The 19,431-nt window shown below is 52.1% G+C and carries 22 protein-coding genes and 4 tRNA genes; 24 read left to right on the top strand and 2 right to left on the bottom strand.

Annotated features, from left to right (window positions below; all coding sequences use genetic code 11):
* Positions 1–222 precede the first annotated feature (222 nt).
* Positions 223–3,648, bottom strand: coding sequence for an RNA dependent RNA polymerase (locus tag BMZ79_RS26280; protein ID WP_090646103.1), 3,426 nt, complete (start codon positions 3,646–3,648; stop codon positions 223–225).
* A gap of 437 nt (positions 3,649–4,085) precedes the next feature.
* The gene (locus BMZ79_RS26275; RefSeq protein ID WP_090646100.1) at positions 4,086–4,649 is read right to left on the bottom strand and encodes a hypothetical protein; all 564 of its coding nucleotides are present in this window, start codon (positions 4,647–4,649) and stop codon (positions 4,086–4,088) included.
* A gap of 303 nt (positions 4,650–4,952) precedes the next feature.
* Here BMZ79_RS26275 and BMZ79_RS26270 point away from each other — a divergent pair, with 303 nt between their 5' ends.
* The 24 genes from BMZ79_RS26270 (at position 4,953) to BMZ79_RS26155 (ending at position 19,356) form a co-directional block, all read left to right on the top strand.
* Positions 4,953–5,294 carry a hypothetical protein gene (locus BMZ79_RS26270; RefSeq protein WP_090646097.1) on the top strand — a complete coding sequence of 114 codons (342 nt, stop codon included), beginning with the start codon at positions 4,953–4,955 and terminating at the stop codon, positions 5,292–5,294.
* 20 nt (positions 5,295–5,314) lie between these two features.
* Positions 5,315–5,560, top strand: a complete 246-nt coding sequence (locus tag BMZ79_RS26265; RefSeq protein WP_090646095.1) for a hypothetical protein — start codon at positions 5,315–5,317, stop codon at positions 5,558–5,560.
* Between the two features lie 19 nt (positions 5,561–5,579).
* Positions 5,580–6,179 (top strand): metallophosphoesterase family protein, encoded by a 600-nt coding sequence (locus tag BMZ79_RS26260; RefSeq protein ID WP_090646093.1) that lies wholly within the window; start codon positions 5,580–5,582, stop codon positions 6,177–6,179.
* Positions 6,179–6,661: a hypothetical protein gene (locus tag BMZ79_RS26255; RefSeq protein WP_090646090.1), complete on the top strand. Its 483-nt coding sequence runs from the start codon at positions 6,179–6,181 to the stop codon at positions 6,659–6,661. The genes BMZ79_RS26260 and BMZ79_RS26255 overlap by 1 nt, the downstream gene beginning before the upstream one ends.
* Before the next feature lie 15 nt (positions 6,662–6,676).
* Positions 6,677–6,952 (top strand): hypothetical protein, encoded by a 276-nt coding sequence (locus BMZ79_RS26250; protein WP_090646088.1) that lies wholly within the window; start codon positions 6,677–6,679, stop codon positions 6,950–6,952.
* A gap of 189 nt (positions 6,953–7,141) precedes the next feature.
* Positions 7,142–8,869: a glycosyl hydrolase family 28-related protein gene (locus tag BMZ79_RS26245; RefSeq protein ID WP_090646086.1), complete on the top strand. Its 1,728-nt coding sequence runs from the start codon at positions 7,142–7,144 to the stop codon at positions 8,867–8,869.
* Between the two features lie 69 nt (positions 8,870–8,938).
* Positions 8,939–9,253 carry a DUF1653 domain-containing protein gene (locus tag BMZ79_RS26240; protein WP_090646084.1) on the top strand — a complete coding sequence of 105 codons (315 nt, stop codon included), beginning with the start codon at positions 8,939–8,941 and terminating at the stop codon, positions 9,251–9,253.
* Entirely contained in the window at positions 9,180–9,881 is a 702-nt protein-coding gene (locus BMZ79_RS26235) for a hypothetical protein (protein WP_177222352.1), read from the top strand. The genes BMZ79_RS26240 and BMZ79_RS26235 overlap by 74 nt, the downstream gene beginning before the upstream one ends.
* 324 nt (positions 9,882–10,205) lie before the next feature.
* A tRNA-Asn gene (locus BMZ79_RS26230) sits at positions 10,206–10,281 on the top strand.
* A 4-nt stretch (positions 10,282–10,285) separates the two neighbouring features.
* Positions 10,286–10,372: transfer RNA gene (locus BMZ79_RS26225), tRNA-OTHER, on the top strand.
* An 83-nt stretch (positions 10,373–10,455) separates the two neighbouring features.
* Positions 10,456–10,533 (top strand) — tRNA-Ala (locus tag BMZ79_RS26220).
* Positions 10,534–10,536: 3 nt separating this feature from the next.
* A tRNA-Cys gene (locus BMZ79_RS26215) sits at positions 10,537–10,611 on the top strand.
* A 24-nt stretch (positions 10,612–10,635) separates the two neighbouring features.
* Positions 10,636–10,893, top strand: a complete 258-nt coding sequence (locus tag BMZ79_RS26210) for a hypothetical protein (RefSeq protein WP_090646080.1) — start codon at positions 10,636–10,638, stop codon at positions 10,891–10,893.
* Between the two features lie 10 nt (positions 10,894–10,903).
* A complete protein-coding gene (locus BMZ79_RS26205; protein ID WP_143089100.1) occupies positions 10,904–11,083 on the top strand; it encodes a hypothetical protein in 180 nt (59 codons plus the stop codon).
* Between the two features lie 253 nt (positions 11,084–11,336).
* Positions 11,337–12,542, top strand: coding sequence for a ParM/StbA family protein (locus tag BMZ79_RS26200; RefSeq protein ID WP_090646074.1), 1,206 nt, complete (start codon positions 11,337–11,339; stop codon positions 12,540–12,542).
* Complete coding sequence (locus BMZ79_RS26195; RefSeq protein ID WP_090646072.1) at positions 12,539–12,721, top strand: hypothetical protein; 183 nt, start codon at positions 12,539–12,541, stop codon at positions 12,719–12,721. Before BMZ79_RS26200 ends, BMZ79_RS26195 begins: the two co-directional genes overlap by 4 nt.
* A 185-nt stretch (positions 12,722–12,906) precedes the next feature.
* Positions 12,907–13,650: a hypothetical protein gene (locus tag BMZ79_RS26190; protein WP_090646070.1), complete on the top strand. Its 744-nt coding sequence runs from the start codon at positions 12,907–12,909 to the stop codon at positions 13,648–13,650.
* Between the two features lie 30 nt (positions 13,651–13,680).
* Positions 13,681–14,028, top strand: coding sequence for a hypothetical protein (locus BMZ79_RS26185; RefSeq protein WP_218154798.1), 348 nt, complete (start codon positions 13,681–13,683; stop codon positions 14,026–14,028).
* Between the two features lie 173 nt (positions 14,029–14,201).
* Positions 14,202–14,411, top strand: coding sequence for a hypothetical protein (locus BMZ79_RS33845; protein WP_143089099.1), 210 nt, complete (start codon positions 14,202–14,204; stop codon positions 14,409–14,411).
* A 6-nt stretch (positions 14,412–14,417) separates the two neighbouring features.
* Complete coding sequence (locus tag BMZ79_RS26175; protein WP_090646062.1) at positions 14,418–14,864, top strand: hypothetical protein; 447 nt, start codon at positions 14,418–14,420, stop codon at positions 14,862–14,864.
* A gap of 17 nt (positions 14,865–14,881) precedes the next feature.
* On the top strand, positions 14,882–15,691 hold the full coding sequence (locus BMZ79_RS26170) for a hypothetical protein (protein WP_143089098.1): 810 nt from the start codon (positions 14,882–14,884) through the stop codon (positions 15,689–15,691).
* Positions 15,692–15,705: 14 nt separating this feature from the next.
* Positions 15,706–16,128, top strand: a complete 423-nt coding sequence (locus BMZ79_RS26165; RefSeq protein WP_090646057.1) for a hypothetical protein — start codon at positions 15,706–15,708, stop codon at positions 16,126–16,128.
* A 13-nt stretch (positions 16,129–16,141) separates the two neighbouring features.
* Entirely contained in the window at positions 16,142–17,899 is a 1,758-nt protein-coding gene (locus tag BMZ79_RS26160; protein WP_090646054.1) for a terminase large subunit domain-containing protein, read from the top strand.
* Between the two features lie 209 nt (positions 17,900–18,108).
* On the top strand, positions 18,109–19,356 hold the full coding sequence (locus BMZ79_RS26155; RefSeq protein WP_143089097.1) for a hypothetical protein: 1,248 nt from the start codon (positions 18,109–18,111) through the stop codon (positions 19,354–19,356).
* The last annotated feature ends 75 nt before the right edge of the window (positions 19,357–19,431 follow it).

Genomic DNA, 19,431 nt, shown 5'->3' with positions numbered 1-19,431 from the left:
ATTGCTGAGTTACCCCAAGTTGACAGGGTGGAGGTGGCCGCATCGTGTTCGCATGGGTATGGTCATGGGACAGGCATGGGCATGTGGGATGCCGATGGGGCAGAGGTGAGGTTGTATGCTCTTGGCGAGGCTCATGCGTGACGCAGGTGCAGCGATGACTTATCAGCTGTATGCATACCCGAAGGGTGGGGGAGAGACAGTGCCCTCCCCATGCATCAATGATTAAGCAAGTTGAATGTGAGTTGCTGCAATGGCTACCGATTTATCGGACAGGTTGCGGCCAGTGGTGAAGTGTACGCGTCCCAGGTTCATGCCGTTGAACCAGATAGCCGAATTGTGGTACACATAGCCGAGCAGCACATTCTCTACGCCTACAGCGTATTGCATCATGCCTGTCAGCTGATCTTCAACCAGTTTCACGTCCATGTAGCCGTTACGGACCGCTTTCGCAATCAGATCAGCCGAACGTGGGTTAACCAGCTGCATCTTAATTTCTACATCCGCTTTGCGTGTAGCAATCTGTGGCAAGCGAGTAGGAATCGTGCCTGCAGCTACTTGGCATGCCGCCAGCAGCTGACGCTTCGCTGCAGTCCATGGGAAAGTCGTGGACTCGGACTTGTTATCGATATACGCCACCTTGTAAGCAACGAAGCCGATCTCTTCAGGCAGGAATACATCTTCCAGGCGCTCAAGTTGACCAGCGCAGGATTCGATCAGCATCTCGCGTTCTTCTTTGGACTGCTGCTTCACCAATTCCAGATAGTATTCGAGCTTTTGCTTGTTACCGTCCGCCGCGGCAATCGCCCGCTCCTTGGCAGCTGCTTCTTTCTCCATCAGCTGCTTGATGCCCAGACGATATTCACGGTCGATCTCGACGATCGATGGCTTCAAAGCATCCATGCGCTCTGGCGTCATGGCAATCGCTGCGTTCAACTCGTAGAAAATGTTGGTCCCTTCATTCCGCTTGTCCAGTTCAGAAACCGATGCCTGGATGCCAGCACGCTCTTTCACCATATCCGTGAACACGCGGGACAATACGGAGCCGGTTGCCACTGCATGCTCTTTCTCGTTGCGTGCACCCATCCAGTCAGGCGTGTACCATACGGCAACACCCTTCTTGTTCACGTAGCCGACTTCCTTCGGAGGATCTTGGATGAAGGACAGTTCGTTGGCCAATTCATCCCAGAATGCGCCGCCGTGTTTAGCGGCATCGATCTCCCAGCCTTGGCACAGGCGGAGCAGGTCGATCCATTGCTCGAATTGCTTGACCTTGCCGAGCAGCTCTTTCTTGTCCTCTGCCGTCAGGGCGTTGCCTTCTGCATTCACGCCGAGTGCATACTGATAGCCCATGGCGCGGACAGCATCAGCAAGCTTGGTTGCATAGTTCGTCAGCATGCCGATTTGGTTTGGCTTCAGCGTGCGAGTGATGTAGTTCTTGGTCAGTTTGTGAAGCTCATTGATGAGCGCATCATTGTACTGATCCTTGTTGAAGGTTACCTTGAAGCCCGATTGTTTCACGATCATGGAAGCGGGAATCTCGTAGACGTTCTCCGGTGCCTTGCTCCATGTTTTCGGGCAGCCGCTGTCGAACACAGGCTCGCCGTCGTTGTATTCCACGACATGCACATCGAGCAGGGCAGGGAGGTGAGCATTGCGCTTGATTGCCTTGATGATCGTTTGATCATAAACCACCAGCGTCTTGTCACCATCATTATCGGCGCCACCTTGCTTGGCCGTATTAAAGTCATGCACGCTCATGATGCACAGGTTACGGTAGTGGCCGGCACGCGCATATTTAACGTCTTTCACGGCCATAGCGAATGCGGATTCACTCTTAGCGATGAGTGGATTCCGCTGCATGCCGACTTCACCTTCTATATAAGCGTCCTTCAGGTCACGGACGACCACAGTGCCGGCGGACAGACCCAGGTTAGAAGGAATCGAAATATTGCCGTCTTCATCACGCAGCTTGCCTGGGAGCTTGCGGTCCAAGGCAATCGCATCGACGATTGCGATAGGATCATGCACCATGAACTTGTAGTTGCCGCGGATCGGGATGGAGCCGACCACCCAATTCTTGATCATGTCCATGACATGCTGCACGGCGAACTTCTTCATTTGCACGTCCTTATACGTGAATGGTGCCTCATGCAGGAATGTCATTAGTGTCGTCACGAGAGCCTTGTCCAGCTGCTCATCAGATGCGCCATCAAGGTGATCCATGCCGAGGTATTCTTTCAGCTTATCTGCATCCTGCAGCATCTCAACGACTTTATCGACATGCGGGCGAACCAGCTCCATCATGTCCTCTGCCGTCAGGGACGTGCCATGCACGAATTGGTAAGGATACTCCGTAAACTTCTTCACTTTCTTCGCCGGCTTGTTGAACAACGCGATACGGAATTGGATCTTGTGTGCGCCTACAACATCACGGAAGTCGCCTTTGATCGCGGAATTGAATGCGACGATATCCTCTGCGAATGTTTTCTCAAGCCCAGGGACATAGACAGCCAGTCCCTTACCAAACGGCGTGATACGAACTTGCCATGCGTCAACGTCTACGCCATGCTCCGCTACGAGTGCCTTATAGACGCGCTCGTTTACGAAGATCAGGCCGTCGCCGGCAACCATATCAACCGGATGGTTCGCTGCATCGAATACCTCAAACTCGTGTGTCTGCGCATTCATGACTTTGTATTGGCCCGTGCGGATCTTCACATGGACGTCGGGTTGAATACGCATCGTGAAGTTGCCGCCCACCACGCTGTAGAGCTCGTCATTCTCTTGGATATCGCTGCCGATCGAGATGGAGCGGGTATTCACGGAGCTGGTGCCGGACAGACCAATACGGCTCATGTACTTGGTGCAATCGATCGTCATGGTGCCATCAGCGTTCTTCTTGGCATAGGCAATCAGGTTGTGGCCGAGCTTCATGAAGAAGTCAGGAACCGCATCGAACTCGTTATCGCACACCAGGAAGTTCTCCATCACTTGGCGTGCTTGGCTGTTCGTTTGCTGAATCATCTTCGCGTATTTCTCTTGGCCGTTGATGATCAGTTTGAAGCCTTTCTCATTCAGCTCCTTGTGAACCGACAGCTGCTCTGCCGTGAACTCGGATTGGCCTTCTTCCAGGATCCAGTTCATCTTCACCGTTACGATGTCATGCATGAGGCGGGCCCGCTTCTCAACAACCATTTCACCCTTGCTCAGCTTCTTGCGGATCTGCAGCACGACCGGCTCGGAGGCGAAGGTATCTGCCATTTGATTCTCGGATTTGAAATCAAAGCCATTGTCGCGAGTTGGATCATTGTACTTAAGCGTCGATACCAGCCATCCATCGGCATCCCGCGTCATGAAGTTGATATCCGCGATCAGGGTCTGAATGGCATCACGCTTCTTCGGCTTTAGGTGATCTGGCAGCTCATGTGCTGCAACGAAGCGGGCAAAGTGGTGAGCTTGCTGTGGCGCGATCCCTGCAATGCCGGTTGGATCATGAAGCACGTTCAGCAGGCTGTTGCCCTCTACCATTGCGTTGATCACTGCATCGAAGTTCTTGCCGCCTTCACGGATGCCCGGGAATGTAGCCAGTGCGCCGAGTACGTCAGCTGCGGAAGTGAATGTGTTGTTGGTTGCGGATTGAGTTGTCATGTGGATAGTCTCCTTTAAGATCGGTTATTTGTGGCCTATACGTCGGCCCGGTTAATTTGGGAATCAATAGGAAAATAGGAAAATAGGATTTTGCTTATATAGCACGAATCGTCTTGCATGAGCCCCGCCAAGAGGATAAAACCTCAGTAAATCCAGAGCCGGCGGGTGATTCCCGCTATACGGCAAAGGGTGTTATATGCGCACCACAACAAGCCCCTATACATGGGGGCTATCACGTACACCAGTGCGGCTGGCATATACCCGGGTATCTATGCGCTAGTTACCAGTGCGGATACCACTACGTAGGTATCATCACGACCGCTCATGTACTTGTATGGCGCGCATGCCAGTAGCCGCGCCTGGTATCCCCTACACATCCCGTCATCCGTCGTCATCACGTCAGGGAGATGCATGAATACCCGCATCCTGTGCGCCTCTTAGAGGACCAGGAATGCTGCACCCATGTTGGATGCAGTCATGCCGTATACGCCGGCATAGGCTAGCGCCTTAGCCACGTAGTATGCGCCGTAGACAACAGCAAATGGAACAAGGGTTGCTGCGTTCATGGCACCGAAGATGCCCTTGAGCCATCCCTTATCCTTGCGGTAGGACTTGTTGAGTACGAGGTACAGGGCCATCATCGGGATGGCAATCAAGGATGCATAACCGGCTACCGCTGCCGTTGCGCCGAGAAGTGTAGCTGCGCCTGTATAGCCTACGACTGCGCCTGCTACTGCCGCTGCTGCTGCACCGATCGTTGCCGTGTGCGCATCAATACCAAGGAAGGTCACGGCCTTCTTGGTGTATGCCCATGCCTTGGAGAAGAAGGACTCGATGCCCTTGCATGCTCTGCCCGCATAGGCTGCCGTTGCCACTGCACCTGCTGTTGCATAACCGTGTGCCGTTACCTTTGCGCTGCCAAGGACGCGTGTTGCGCCTTGGTATGCTGCGTTAAACCGGTCCGTAATGCTCGTCTTTGCTGCTGTCGTTGCTGTAGTCATGGTATGACTCCTTTCGATGGTCAGTTTTATGGGATCACTGCCAACCCAGATGTGTGCGTTGATGCCCTCATATGAGAAGGGGTGGGGCACCGAACGATCAGTGCGCTGCAACGCATAGATACCTACTACCGCCCGCAATTTTTTTGCAAAAATTGCTCCTTTATAGGGTCATGTGGCAAGTGTCAACTGGGCATGCTGATGGCCAAATTTTTTTATCCAAGTTTCAAGCTTCTATAGGGTCTCTTGAGCTTGTCAACAACAATGTAATGCATTACAATATGATAATGAAAGGAAGGGAAGTAAATGAGCTGCAGCATTGAGGGATGTACTAAAAAAGTAGTGGCCAGGGGCAAGTGCTGGACGCACTATCGGCGTGAGCTTCGTCATGGGGATGCGAATGCGATCATGCGCAAGGAAGCGGGAACGTGCAGCGAGGAAGGCTGTGGCAACAAGCTCTACGGATTGGGATTGTGCCAGAAGCATTTCCAGAGGAAGAAATATGCCGAGCGATTGGATCAGGGACTCTGCGTCATGTGTGGCAAAGAGAATGACCGTGAGACGGTATACTGCGCAGCCTGCGGCACAAGGCGCAGCATCTACAAGAAGAATGCGCGCATGAAGCGAAAGGCAGGCACCCGCGACTAATCCGAAAGGAGGTGATCGCGGTGTTACTCAGCAACCGTGCAGTTACAGCAAACCCAATCTTTAAGCATGCATTCAGTGGCTTTTCGAAAGTGAAGCAGGCGGGGCAGAAGGCTCGTCAGATGATGTCATTTCACGAGCCAGGAGGCCCGATGGCGCACGATGAGTGGGAGATGGATCCAAAGGCGCTGGTCAAGTTCCAAGCCCGAGAGGAGAAGCGTGCAGCTCGTGGAATGACGACGACAGAGGAGTGGCTGATGAACGACTAGAATCGGGGGAGAGGGCATCATGAAGCGTCTACTTGCATGTAGCGATATACACGGCCAGCATAAGCAGCTGGTGGAACTACTCGAGAAATGCAGCTACGATCCTGCCAATGATCAACTGATTCTGTGTGGGGATTACACGGATCGGGGACCAAGCAGCAGGCAGGTCATCGAGCTGGTCAAGGAATTAGTCGAAAAGGGAGCGATCGCGCTCCGCGGCAATCACGATGACATGATGATTCATCATGAGGAATACGGTGAGGTCTGGACGTTCAATGGCGGCGATAAGACCATTCAGTCGTATGGCGGGAAAAACGAATCATTCTATTCAGATATCAATTGGATGCAGGAGAATCTGAAATGGTATCACGAGACGGACAAGTTCATCTTCGTTCATGCAGGTGTAATACCTTGCATCCCGCTTCATAAACAGCGGCAGCAGGACCTGATCTGGACCAGATTCATGGGCAAGTGCGATGTCGGCAAGATCGTCGTGCATGGGCATACGCCGGTGGATAACGTCGTGCTGCATCACGATCAGCTGTTTATCGATACAGGAAGTGTCTTCGGAGGCAAGCTGTCGATGGTGAATCCAGAGAGCGGAGAGGTGTGGGCCGCATAATGGAGATGCTGGAGCATTACATTAAGCAAGCGCAGTACGTGCAGGGCGTCTATGCACTCAAAGCAGGCGACATGACGTATGAATGCGCGGCGTCTCTGGCACAAGCATGGCACGAGCAGTTCGGCGACAGCAAGGTGCTGATCATCGTGCCGAGCGACGAGGATCTGCATTACGCATCAACCTTCGATTTCTGTGTGGCATTACGATTAGTGAAGTCCGGATGGAAGGTCACCCGCGCCGGAAGCAGAGACTTCTATCTGCAGCAGGACGAGCAGACCGGCGTGATTATGGAGCAGATCCTGCGTGAAGGTCATGATCCGACCGAGTATCTTGCGGACAGCGAAGATCTGACGGCCGAGGATTGGGTCGTGTATCATGACGTGGAAAGCAGCCTTCGCGATTACCAGAGAAATGACTTCAGGCCGCAAATTCAGTTGGTTGATGTTGATGAATATGATAATGATGAGGACGACGACGAGTAATGGAGGCATGCACCCATGACCAAAAGAAAACATTTGCCGAAGGCGCTACGCGAGTCTCAGAAGGCAGCAGATGCCACCATCTATTCAGAAGGATTCAATCATGGGTATAGCATGGGCATCCAGGACATGGAGAACCAGAAGCAGCGCCATCAGGCACTAATCGATCGAATTAAGGAAGAAAAGAGGAAGGCAGAGCTGGCAGATCGGGACGGTGATTATGACTTCGGCCGGTTCTCGCTTGCCCGCGAGCTCCTTGGAATGGCGGGTGAACTGTATGAACCAGGGAAGTGAACGGACATGCATTTCATGCGTACAGCTCTACCGTGACCGGTATGCGCCGGAAGCGCTCGGCTTTTGCTGCAAGCACAAGGAAGTCGTTCTTCGGGACAAGACCTGCGACGACTATTTTTTTAAAGCCTGGGCTCGGACGACACCAAGAAAAAACAAACTACGTGAAGAAGATTAGGAGATGCAAGGAAAATGAATGGCAATTATTTTGATATAACCACTTTCGGAGCCACACCAGTTTCGCAGAATAGTACGTTTGATAATACCGCAGCAATTCAAAAGGCCATTGATATGGCGCAAGATAGTCTTTTCTGTAAAACCATCTACATTCCAGCGAGTGAATGGCTCGTTCTTGGCAGATTGGAGCGTTACGACAATTTGACCTTTGTGGGAGAGTCTACGGTAAAGGATTATTGGTCTGGATCAAACTACGGGGATGTATTTAAAAATGGGGGTTCTGTTTTAAAAGGGGATTATACAAAAGAACTTTTCGATGCGGCAGATCAAGGGTGGCACTTTACGCTAAGAAACCTTTCTTTTACTGGATTCACTAGATTATTCGTGCCTTGTAGTCCTCGTACAGCGAACATAACGGAATGCTCATTTAAAAACATGAGAGTATTGGATGCTCCGTCAAATACTACGGATCAATACCATAACTTCCACTTTTGGCGTTGTGCTTTCACGCTATATAATCAATCTCCCAATGCGGTTAACATTGTAGCCTTCTCTGGACGCATGATCGACTGTGAGTTCTCATTTAACATCTTTGTTGCAAGCAAAGGCTTTGATTTGGTGCAAGCCAGAGCAAGCCGGATATTCAATAATCGTTTCGAGTGGATTGATCGTGAAGCGGCGATTAGTTTATATGGCTGTGACAACAACATGATCCAAAGCAATTGGTTTGATCGGGTTTCTGGCGTTGGCATTCAGCTAAAGCAATTGAATAAAGATATTTCGGTCGTTGACAACACGTTCAGTCGTTGTGGCAGCTTGTTAACATCTGGCGGAAGTAAAATGAACTTGTCTGAATCGTATGAAGGGTACATTCAAATATACGGAGATCAGCAAGGCAACATGCAAATAGATAACAATCATTTCATCAAGGGCACGGTAAGCGATATGGCTGGTTCGCCTATATCTCCGAAGCATGTCATTTGCCTAGAGGGAATTGGCTCTACCCGTAGATTCAGTTTCAGGGGGAATCGCTATGCGGATGGCAATGCTTGTGTCGGAAGTATCATCTATTCTGCCTCTCCTTGGATTTCATCTGTAACATCCATCGACACGGATGCTTTCTACGACAACTTGGACGATACCGTGGTTGATCTCGCTAAGTATAGTGGCAATAGAATTGTTGCGAATAACAACAAGGATGTAACAGTGGACGAGATACCTGAAAATCTGACTGTAAACAATACGTTTGATGCCACCATTACATTAACCGATGGCCCGCAAGCAGGAGTGGTATTTGGTGGAAAGGTAAATGGAATCAGACGTTTCGGGAAGTTGGAGCAGCTGGCTGAAAACCTGCTACCTAGTGAGTCTGCAAATGGAACGATGACTGGCAATAAGATCACTTACACCGTACCTGTAAGCGTGGCATTAAGAGGGGCACCCATTTATCTCGCTGCAAACTACAGGACATACAATTCGCCTGACGGCACAGTCGAAGTTACAGACTCCATGGGAACAGTTCTAGGCACCCTAAAAGCTCTTACGTTATCTGGTGCGCAACAAATGATGTACGTAGATAGATTCATCATTCCTGAGACTTTTACGGGAACAAGCATCAAGATCAATTTTTATGCCGCAAAGTCTACCGTTTTATCGCCGAATGATATTGTTATCGTGGATGCGTTTTGTGCAACCTACGGTGACTATATTACGCGAGGGACGATAGACGTAAACAATGTATAAGAACTCGGCGCTAAATTAAAAAAAATTTTGACGGCCTTCGGCCTATATGAGGGGATAGGGGATCTCAACATGAAAACACCAAGAATCAACGGCCTATACCGCCATTTCCGAAATCGCAAAATCTACCGGGTGGCCGGCATCGGCAAGGACGAAGCAACGCAAGAGACGAAGGTGGCCTACGTCGATAATGAGGGCGAGCTCTGGTTCCGCAAGATCGAACTCTGGTTCGAGGAAGTAAATGAGATGATCGAGGTGGATGGCCACAAGGTGAATTACGTCGGGCCGCGCTTCATAGAGGCAGGTGAATCTAATGGAATTATTGGCCCCTTATTTGGAAGCCCATCCAGAACCGCTGCCGTCGGTCGTTCTCGCAGAGGGCTATGATTCCTGGGAAAGATTCATCCACTCCGACGCACGGCTTATCAGTATCATCGCCGCACGGGGAACCGGGAAGACAACCGCGCTCTTGAAACGAGCCATATTAAAGCGTGATAAAGATGCGATCATCATGGCACCTCACAGGTCAATGAAGCGCAGGTATTTCGAGCAGCTATGTAATCTTGCAATAGAGTTGTTCGGATTTGACGCGCAAATTACGCGCGACAGCAACGACAGGATGGAGCTGTATGTCAACAGTCATACGATCAGCGTCGAACACTCGCTCCTGGGATACGTCATGGATTATACAAGCAACAAGCAGCTGCTCTATGATGAGCCGGAGTCCCGGATCGACATTGGTAACATCGACACGATCGCAAGGTACTACAATCGTATGAACAGCGATGTCGTCTTTGTAGGATCCATTTGTACACCGGAAGACACGACCTTTAAGCAGTTCCATGCCTATGCGGCAGCACAGAGTGGATATACGGCCACAATCACGGCAGAGTCATTCCCAGAGCGTCTGGCAAGCGTTCAAGAGATGCGCAGATATATGACCGATCGTGTGTATCGCATGGAATACATGTGCGATTGGAGCGCAGGAGAAGACGAAGGGACATGGTATACATGAAGATAATAGAGGAAAGTGAAGATAATCGAAAATATATATTGTAATGCATTACAATATGTGTATAATAAGAGACAGGCAGCGATGCCTGGGCTGTTCATGATAGCCTCTCCTCTCTCGGTTTTGGAGCAATCTTTGGCACCGTCGTTCTCGTCTGGTTGCTGATACGCGCAGCAGTCGGGCGAGGGCGACATCTTTCTTGAAACTTGTGCGTGTTCTCTTAAAGCCGCGGTGGCTCGAAGGCGTACTTGTATCACCGCAAAAAAGAGGAACTGGCGTTCACCGGTGCCAATTCAATTTGAGACTGGTGAACAGGTTTCTCATTATTGATCGATAGCTCAGTCGGTAGAGCAACGGACTGTTAATCCGTGGGTCCCAGGTTCGAGCCCTGGTCGGTCAGCCATATCTCTCCAGTAGCTCAGAAGATAGAGCACGTAGAAGCCGGCGATAACATGCCTACGATGTCATGGGTTCGAGTCCCATCTGGAGAGCCATACCTATGGATCAGCGCGGCTCGGGTGGGAATGCCCTACCGAGAAATGCTTGGGGAGAGTAACCCAGCTCGTTCCACCATCATGCGCAGATGGCGAAGCGGCTTAACGCAGCTGGCTCGCAAGCCGGCCATTCGGAGGTTCGAATCCTTCTCTGCGCTCCATCTGCGGGATTAGCCAAGTGGTTAAGGCACTCGGTTGCAAACTGAGAGACGGTGGTTCGAATCCATCATCCCGCTCCAAATTTAAGCATAGGCGGTGAACCGATGATCGAGGAAATCGTTAGTGACGTAACCACCAGGGTCGTCTTTCATTTCAACAAGAAAAGCATCGGCAATCCTGGCATTGCACCTTGGGTCGTCAAGTGCAAAGGGCAGACGCACTACGTGATGAACGTCACCTCATCGGTCCCGTTTTCGACGAAAAATACACCTGACAGTCCCCATACCCAAGGATCGCTGCAGTTCCGCGGTTGTCTTAAACTGGTTACGACCAGCGAGGGGATTGAGGCCATCATCTATTGAGGTGATTGTAATGCCCATCGAAGTGTGGCCGTGGCGCCGGATCGTGAAGTGCCCGGATTGCCAAGTCCAGATGCGGATCATTAACGACGTCTGCCAAGGCTCACCCAAAACGACGGAGGAGCTGAACCACGAGCTCTGTCAAGACTGCCGCGTCGGCGTCTATCAAGAACGACCGGCTGATAGCGAATAAATTTTAGGCCGGAAGGCTTAAAATACTGTCACGCACGAGGATCTCCGCCCTTTTGTGACGCCATATCAAATCAAAGAACAGCCCGCAGGAAGGCACACCTGCAGGCTGTTCTTTTTTGTAGAAAAACGGAGATATTAAGAGAAAATTAAAGGAAAGTTTTGCTTGTGTTCATAGATTAATAGTGGTAGAATTTACTCATTGATAGTAGAAATGAGTAAATGTGAGTATAATCAAGTAATCAGGAGGAAATTAAATGCCAGTAGGAAAAGCCAAGGCTACAGAGGCCGCAGCAGTTGCTCCAGCTCAGCAAACGAAGAAGACGTACCTCGTCGGTATCGATATCGGATTTGGCATTACGAAACTCTTGTCCAATTTCTTGAATGCAGGAGACAGCTTTCCAAGCACAGCTATGTCCGGCAGGGCAGAAGGCGCCGTTGGTTTCGGCGGTGAGATCAACAAGGACGAGCTCCTGGTTACGATCGAAGGCGAGACGCATTACGTCGGCATGCAGGCCCTCCAGGTGGACATGGGCGCGTCGAACCGGACCCGCGACCGTAACCGTGCAAAGGATGCCGTGAGCCGCGTACTGTTTAAGACAGCAACAGCAATGTCGGTGCCGCATGAAGAAGGCGAGTATGACGTGTTCATCGTAACCGGTGTTCCGAACGCAGACTACGACCTGAATATCCGGACGGACCTCGAAGAATTTCTGACCGGCAGCTACGAGATTGATTTCCACGTCGGCTACGATCGTCATGGCAAGAAGCCCATCACAGTGAAGAAGAAGATCAACATCGTCGGCTGCCTGGTGCTTCGCCAGCCGGAAGGATCGGTTACATATGACAGTTTCCTCTTTGACCGCGTGAGGTTCCTGATTAACAACGTGAAATACAAAAACCTTGGCGTAATCGATATTGGTCACGGTACGACTGACGCAGCCCTGTTCGTGAATGGGACGCTAGATGATCGCCGCAAGGACCATATTATCTCGACAGTGGCCACCACGGCCGTCTACGACGCGCTGCGCAAGCTGATCGTCGCGAAGTTCGATGCGATGGGCAAGCGGATCAAGGTAACCGATGAGGACTTAGATCAAGCGATCCGAACGAAAGAGATCCTGCACCTGAACAGGCCGATCGATGTTTCGGCCGAGATCCAGGAGGCCGTGGACGAAGTGGCGCCGATTATCTCGAAGGCCGTTCTCGATGCATGGGGCGACGAAGTGTACCGTCTCAATGCGATCTATCTGACCGGCGGCGGCGCGTATATCTTCACCGAAGCGCTTCAGAAGCTGTTCGCCGAGAAGGGCATCGACATCATGGTTGCACTTGATAATCCGCAATTCGCAAACGTCATCGGTTTCTATATGGTCGGCGCGCTGCTGCTTTCCAATCAAATTGGCCAAACCTCTGCTTACGAGGAGTATGTGCTGCCAGTATTCGAGGGTGATGCGGCATGAGGCTGCAAGTCACGCTTCGAGAGGCGGACACCAAGCTGCGTGAACATTTCGAGCCGATAAACAAGGGTGATCAGGCGTATGAGGCGCGGCGCCTGCTCTTGCTAGGCTTGGAAATTGACAAGGCGCAGAGATTGCAAGGAAATAACAGGGATATTGAGAAAAACAACGGAACTGAATAGGATTCGATCAGAAGGAGCTCCCAGGCGGGGGCTCTTTTTTGTTGGCCGGATCTGGCTGCGTTTCAGGGCGCAGACGCCTTGCATGTACAATAATCATAAGGGGTAGACCGCCCATAAAGCACCGATTCGGACAATGAAGGGGCATTGGTGCTACCTCTTTTTGGTCTTTAGAGAGGAGAATGTGCATGAGTGATACAGGTCCGAAAACAGAAGCCGGCAAGATGGTCGTTTCGCAGAATTTGAACCCAACAGCGTGGACGCAGAATCCAAACGCAGTCCAGGCGATCGAAGTGGCCAAACGGCTGCGTAATACCAAGCATGGTCTTTATGCCAGCGTTCCGATTATCTGCAAATCGAACGGCTGCCCTTATAAAGATTCTTGTCAGCTGCACCAAATGGAGCTGGCGCCTCATGGAGAAAAATGTCCAATAGAAATCGCGGCGATTGAAGACTTGTTCGACCGTTATATCACGGCGCTCAAGATTGATCGCGACGATCCGGGCAATACGGTCGATCTCATCATGGTCAAGGAAGTCGTAGATCTGGATATCCAGATGCTGCGATGCGACAACAAGATGGCGATCGATGCGGATTTCATTATCGAGAATACCATCAGCGTCAACGAAGACGGGGATGCCATGACCCGCTCCGAGCTACATCCGGCTGTCGAATACAAGCAGAAGCTTCTCGCATCCAAGCACAAGACGCTCCAGCTGCTCAACAGCACGCGCAAAGACAAGGAAGGTAATAAGACCACCTTTGTTCTTGACGCCTCGCAGCGGGCTGCAGAGCTGATTAAAACGCAGCAGGATATGAAGAAGCTTGAGGACGACGAGGATGAAGCAGAACAGGCGTATTATCGCCGAATGGCCGGCAACAACACGCCAACCATTATCGATGTTGAGCCGATCGGGTTCGATGAGAAGTAACCATTTCTCATAAATAAATCAAAGAAAGGAATGATCGACATGCCAAAGGCAAATCTTGCCCTCAACGCATGGAGCGCGCTTAAAGCAGAATCCAAATCGTTGTATGCAGATGCGAAATCGACGTGGAGAACAGAAGCGCCACTGACAACGATGTTGCGGAAAGCGCCTGACCGGGCATTAGCCGAAGACTGGTACCGCAAGAATGGCACCATGAGTGGCTTCAAGTGGAAACCGGGCAGCATCAGCATGGGGCGGTCGGCAGCGCTTGGTCTTGGCGGCTATGCCGTTGCAGACACCGTTAGCCGCATAGGCGGCGGCGGCGGTATCAGCCGAAACGCGCAAGGCCAGCGGGATCTGGTCGGCGTGCCATTGATCTAAGGTAGGTGATAACGATGCCACGATTTTCAGGCAAATTCGCAAAAAGCTTATTCGAGACAGGAAAGCCTCGCAGCGTCAATAACCTGTTTACGGGCGCCGGCTTGTCCCGAAAAGGCAAGGGCGTCGCAATAGGCGGGATCGCGGCTTATGCCGGCTACGAGAGCTTTCACCAAATGAATCGATACAACCGGGAGACGGCGCTGATGTACAACCTCGATCCGAATATCTACTCGCTGCCGCAGACCGAAGGGGACGGCATGACGTACGATGCAAGCTACAAGACGCATCCGCAGGATCAAGGCCAAAAGGTGACCACCTTCGACCCGGTTGGGACAAGCGGAGATCTTGTGTTTGCACTGCATAATCTCCGGCATGGAGGTTGATGAGCGATGGCTGCAAACTCAAATGCCAATACGCAAAATCCCGTTCCAAAGACAGCTAAAGGCGGCATAGCCAAGGCAAGAGGCGTTCTGGGCGGGGTGGCCGGCTACGGCTTCATCGGCCTGGACGCCTATACTCGCATGAAGGACGGGGAATCCATGCCTGTTGCTATCGGCAAGGCGGCAGTTAGCAATGCCTTGTGGATGGCGGTGCCAGGCGGAGCAGCCACGATGCTCGGTGTGATGGCGCTGCAGATGGCGCCGGAGATCGCGCGCGGGCTTGATCAGGTCAAAGCCGGCATTGGCGCCAAGAGCCGTTCATTCGGCGGCGGGTTCCAGCAAAGCGACGGGCAGCAGTACATGAAGCAGATGGGACTAAACAATGCCATGTCAGCTCGTCAGAATGCATCTTCGATCATGGCGAACCACGCCCGCGGCGCAGCAAAAAGCTATTAAGCGGGGAGTGAATGATGATGGCAGACAATCAAGGACATAGCTTGCTTGGCGATATGGGCATCGGCATGGGGATCGAGACGGCCTCCACACTCGTCGAGCAGGCCGGCGTCTTCCTGGGTGGTGGCGCAATCGCTGCCGGTGTGGCTGGTGCCGCGAAGGCAATCGGCGCGCCTATAGCCCAAACCAAGGCGGGCGTTGTCTCGCGCGGCCTGCTTCACGGCTTTAAGGCCGGGCACGGCTCGGTGAAAAGCGTCATGTTTAATTATGGCGTCCAGGTCGGCGGTGCGGCAGTCGGCGGGATCGGCATCCACATGCTCCGAAGCAATGAGCCGCACAACAAAATTAACAGCAATGAAGCGACGGATCCGAGCGCCAAGTATGTTCGGGGCGCGATCGGCGGCGCGGTCGCAGCAGGCGCCTTTGCGGGACTACCAGCCGCAGCAATCATGAGCCACGGTCCCGAGGTCTTTAAAAGCTTTGCGCAAGACGGTGGCGCGCTCGATAACTATCTGCAGAAGCAAAGAAGCGAGATTCAAGCCAGTCCGAAGCTCTCGGCAGAAAAGCAGGCGGCCGCGCTTACGAAGCTGGATCAATACGAGAATCTTCGCTCCGGCGCCGCCAAAGGCACGAATGAAGCACTCGCCGTTGCAGCGCATGCCCGAAATGAGCTGCTTGGGAACACCAAGGTCGGTAACAAGATCTTCGAGGCCACGGATAAGATGGCCAGCAAGCTGTATCGCATGAAAGGAAGAACGGCCGCAATTGTCGGCGGCAGCGTCCTGGCGGGCGCGCTCGCGGGGGTCGCCTATAAGGCCGCAAATGAGTAAAGGAGGCGTTTGTCATGATGGCAAGCAATCAACCGTATCACAAAGTAGATGATGGCATTGGCGGCGGCTTTGTCGGCGGAGCCATGCTCGGCTCTGCTGTTGTCGCCGGTGCGCAATATGGTGGAGCAGCAATGGTTGGAAGCTTACAGGGCAAGGCAATTGGGGCAGCGCGTCAATTAAGAAATGCCCAGGCCGATGTTCGATACCAGACCGCAGCTCATGGTCCTAATGCCGTATCTGACAAGATGGAAACAAGACGTAATCTGTATTCGGACAGATTTAATCGTTATGCCGGCGACGCCAAGAAGTGGGGCGGACGCTACAATAAAGCATTCGGTGCATTCGGTGGAGGCTGGAAGGGCAAGGCGGTAGCTTATGGCGCTGGCGCTCTGGGAATGGGTATCTTGGGTGCTGCGGCAGATGCCATGAGCGATTAAGAAGGTGTAGCTTATGACAGCAGCAGCGATGAACGATCAGCAAATGGACCAGATGGAGTTGGATATTCGCTCCGATCCGGTCAAATGGGCGTACTGGAAGCTGAAAGATCCCAAAGGCAATCCATGGAAGGCCAGATGGTATCAGAAGAAACTGATCCGTGACATTATGAAGGGCAATCGGCGCCTAGCTGTTCGCATGGGGCGACGGGTTGGAAAAACCGAAACGATGGTTGTCTTCTGTTTGTGGTATGCTTTTCATCACGAAAATGCAAGGCTCATCATTGCGGCTCCATATGAAAATCAGATTCGTTTGATCTTCATGCGGCTGGCTGAAATGATTGACGGCTCCGAGGAACTGCTGAGCTCCCAGGCTTCCCGGACAAAGAACCCGTTCATTATCCAATTCAACAACGGCTCCACGATCATGGGCTTTACGGTCGGTGCCACAAGCGGCAATGCCGGCGCATCGATCCGGGGTCAGCGGGCGGACTGGATCTTCATGGATGAGATCGATTATATGGACCGCGGCGGTATCGATGCAACGACGGCGATTGCCAACGAAGATCCGAAGCGAATCGGCATCTGGTGCTCCTCGACGCCGACAGGTAAGCGGGACTTCTTCTACGAGGTTTGCACGAACCCGAAGACTGGCTACAATTCTTACTATTTCCCTTCGATGGTCAACCCGGATTGGGACGACAAGTTCGAGGGCGAGATGCGGGCGACGATGACCGAACAGGCCTATATCCACGAGGTAATGGCAGAGTTTGGAGAAGAAACGGTCGGTGTCTTCAGCAAAGCTGCGGTAGAACGAGCAAAATCGCAATATCTGTATTCTTATCGTGAACTGAATGCGTGGGAGAAGGAACAGTACAAGACACAGGGCGTGAACCTGGATGACATTGTATACTTCGGGCCTTATACTAGAAGAAAGCCTGCCCCTCCAGCACACCGAATCATCGGCGTTGACTGGGATAAGTACGGTGCAGCCACGCAGATTATCGTCACGGAATTTGATGAGCTCCACAAAAAGTTCAGGGTGTGCATGCGCGCGGAGATTACCCGCGGTGAGTTCACGCTGGATAATGCCGTGAAGAAGATCATCGAACTGAACGAGATCTACGATCCGAAGTTCATCTATATCGACCGCGGCTTCGGCGAGTATCAGATCGAAATGCTGCGTCTGCATGGCCGGGAGTATCCGTTGACGGGGCTCGACCGTAAGGTCAAGGGCATCCACTTCGGCTCCAAGATCGAAGTGCGGGATCCGGGCACACGTGAAGTCGATATGAAGGACGTCAAGCCATTCATGGTCAACCAGGCCTCCATCTTGCTGGACCGGGATCAGATCCTGCTCTCGCCGTTTGATGATATGGTTTGGAAGCAGATGATGGATTACCAGGTCGTCAAAATCACGCAGAATGGCCGTCCCGTCTACACCTCCGAGAATGAGCACGCGCTTGATGCGTTTATGCTTACGATTCTTGGATTCACGTTGGAGTTTCCGGACATCACGAAGATTTTGGAAGAAATCAAAGTGGCCCGGAAGACGATTCCAATCAAAAATAAGACCGAGGAAAAGATTGCTGAAAAAGTATTCGGCGGGAACCGAGACGTGTTCAAGCCGCAGCAACAGCAGCGAGAGCGGGAAGCAAGAGATAATCCGAATTGGCATTTAAACAAAGTGCCGCTTGGTTACTCGCAGTCGCGTGCAGAATCCCCGTGGGGGCGGGGCAATACGCGGCAGCGCCCGATGCGAGCAAAGTTTTAGTTTGGTTAAGATCATTTAACCTAACTGAACAAAGAAGGTTTGGAACGCCTGAGATAATGCGTTGTCCCGGATATGCCGTCTTACGGCGTAGAAGGTGGAAGGCAAAAATCCCCTGTATCCTTCTTATGGCTAGGCTCATCTTCATCTCTCTTTCCCTGGGGGGCGCGGAGCAATCCGCGCCTTACATATTTTATGCGGGAGCTGATTTTGTGGAGGAACTCTACGGAAACAAGGGCATAGACACACCTTACGAGCGCGAGCAAGTGGACTATCATCCGCAGCTGAAGCGCACCGCCAATAACCAAAATTACACGATCGACCCTGCGATCATTCTAAAGATCGAACGGGCGAAGGATTTTACGATAACCAGCACGCTGACCGACTATGACCAGCTCATCGCAGACCTGGATGCGACCATGCAGCTAATTGCGCAGCGTAATCAGACTGATGCTTTCAAGGTCTATTTGCAGCATCTGACCACCGGGAGCCTAAAGGACGTCATGGCCGACGAGGATGCGGCAAGTGGGATTACCGGCTCCGGAGATACCGAGATCTACACGATCCTCTACCGGATGAAGGCATCCTGCCAGCTGCGCCGGGATTTCGTGGACGGCCATTACCGAACGCAGATTACGGACCGAACCGACACGAATGAGATCGCTGCGGCAGAGAAGCAGAGCATTGACACCTGGCTCAGCTTGGAGAAGGACTTTAATTCACTTTCGACGCAGCTCATCGAATCATATTCAGATGATGAGGAGGAAGAGTCGGACGGCGGTTCCACGGCGGCAGCATTAGAGCAGGAGCTGCTGAGCACGGAAGTCAGCAAGAAGACGCTGGATACCTTCCACACGACGCTGGCTGACACGTCTTATGTCCATCGCAACCGGACGCTGATGTTTGCCGGACTCCTGAATACGATACGCATGATCGTCCAGGCGCCGGCCGTCGTCATGCAATCGGGCATGAAGGAGTTCATCCTGCGTGCGGCAACGATCAGTGACCCGACCGCTGCCAAGGCGCATCTCATGCTGACATTTGCCGATCTGAAGCAGGAGCATACGGCTTCCAAGGGACAGATGGTCATGATCGACGATCAGAAGGAACAGTTCGTCAGCCGGGCGCAGTGGATGCGCCAGCAGATCAAGACCAGCAGTACGCACCAGATGACCACCTGGCTCTACAACCAGAGCCCCGGCAGCGCGGCCTTTGATGCCTTCGCCGGCATGATGGTGGATTCAATCCAAAGCAATCAGACGAAATACGAATCCAGCACGACGGACATGCTCAAATTCTATCAGCAAGAATCCATCTTTTATGAAAAGCAGCTCATGATGATTCAGAAGAAGGAGCAAATTCGACAATTCTTCAGCATATTAGAGGATTTGGGAGAGGCCAGCACGATCACTGCCGATTGGGTAGACGAGTATGTTTCAGCCCACGGATATGATGTCTGACTGAAAGTGTAATGCGTTACATTTTCGGTTTATAATTGGTTAAGATATACAAGCGCGTTTGGGGAAGGGGGAGAG

The organism is Paenibacillus sp. UNC496MF (assembly GCF_900113915.1).
GTDB classification, from domain to species: Bacteria; Bacillota; Bacilli; order Paenibacillales; family Paenibacillaceae; genus Paenibacillus_Z; species Paenibacillus_Z artemisiicola.
This window is presented reverse-complemented; position numbering and strand designations above follow the sequence as displayed.

Coding starts and splice junctions, on each gene's coding strand:
- BMZ79_RS26160 (WP_090646054.1), top strand. CDS start 16,142: ATGACAGCAGCAGCGATGAACGATCAGCAAATGGACCAGATGGAGTTG.
- BMZ79_RS26210 (WP_090646080.1), top strand. CDS start 10,636: ATGATCGAGGAAATCGTTAGTGACGTAACCACCAGGGTCGTCTTTCAT.
- BMZ79_RS26240 (WP_090646084.1), top strand. CDS start 8,939: ATGAAAACACCAAGAATCAACGGCCTATACCGCCATTTCCGAAATCGC.
- BMZ79_RS26170 (WP_143089098.1), top strand. CDS start 14,882: ATGGCAGACAATCAAGGACATAGCTTGCTTGGCGATATGGGCATCGGC.
- BMZ79_RS26235 (WP_177222352.1), top strand. CDS start 9,180: ATGGAATTATTGGCCCCTTATTTGGAAGCCCATCCAGAACCGCTGCCG.
- BMZ79_RS26260 (WP_090646093.1), top strand. CDS start 5,580: ATGAAGCGTCTACTTGCATGTAGCGATATACACGGCCAGCATAAGCAG.
- BMZ79_RS26250 (WP_090646088.1), top strand. CDS start 6,677: ATGACCAAAAGAAAACATTTGCCGAAGGCGCTACGCGAGTCTCAGAAG.
- BMZ79_RS33845 (WP_143089099.1), top strand. CDS start 14,202: ATGAATCGATACAACCGGGAGACGGCGCTGATGTACAACCTCGATCCG.
- BMZ79_RS26175 (WP_090646062.1), top strand. CDS start 14,418: ATGGCTGCAAACTCAAATGCCAATACGCAAAATCCCGTTCCAAAGACA.
- BMZ79_RS26195 (WP_090646072.1), top strand. CDS start 12,539: ATGAGGCTGCAAGTCACGCTTCGAGAGGCGGACACCAAGCTGCGTGAA.
- BMZ79_RS26280 (WP_090646103.1), bottom strand. CDS start 3,648: ATGACAACTCAATCCGCAACCAACAACACATTCACTTCCGCAGCTGAC.
- BMZ79_RS26205 (WP_143089100.1), top strand. CDS start 10,904: ATGCCCATCGAAGTGTGGCCGTGGCGCCGGATCGTGAAGTGCCCGGAT.
- BMZ79_RS26275 (WP_090646100.1), bottom strand. CDS start 4,649: ATGACTACAGCAACGACAGCAGCAAAGACGAGCATTACGGACCGGTTT.
- BMZ79_RS26165 (WP_090646057.1), top strand. CDS start 15,706: ATGATGGCAAGCAATCAACCGTATCACAAAGTAGATGATGGCATTGGC.
- BMZ79_RS26200 (WP_090646074.1), top strand. CDS start 11,337: ATGCCAGTAGGAAAAGCCAAGGCTACAGAGGCCGCAGCAGTTGCTCCA.
- BMZ79_RS26270 (WP_090646097.1), top strand. CDS start 4,953: ATGAGCTGCAGCATTGAGGGATGTACTAAAAAAGTAGTGGCCAGGGGC.
- BMZ79_RS26245 (WP_090646086.1), top strand. CDS start 7,142: ATGAATGGCAATTATTTTGATATAACCACTTTCGGAGCCACACCAGTT.
- BMZ79_RS26190 (WP_090646070.1), top strand. CDS start 12,907: ATGAGTGATACAGGTCCGAAAACAGAAGCCGGCAAGATGGTCGTTTCG.
- BMZ79_RS26255 (WP_090646090.1), top strand. CDS start 6,179: ATGGAGATGCTGGAGCATTACATTAAGCAAGCGCAGTACGTGCAGGGC.
- BMZ79_RS26185 (WP_218154798.1), top strand. CDS start 13,681: ATGATCGACATGCCAAAGGCAAATCTTGCCCTCAACGCATGGAGCGCG.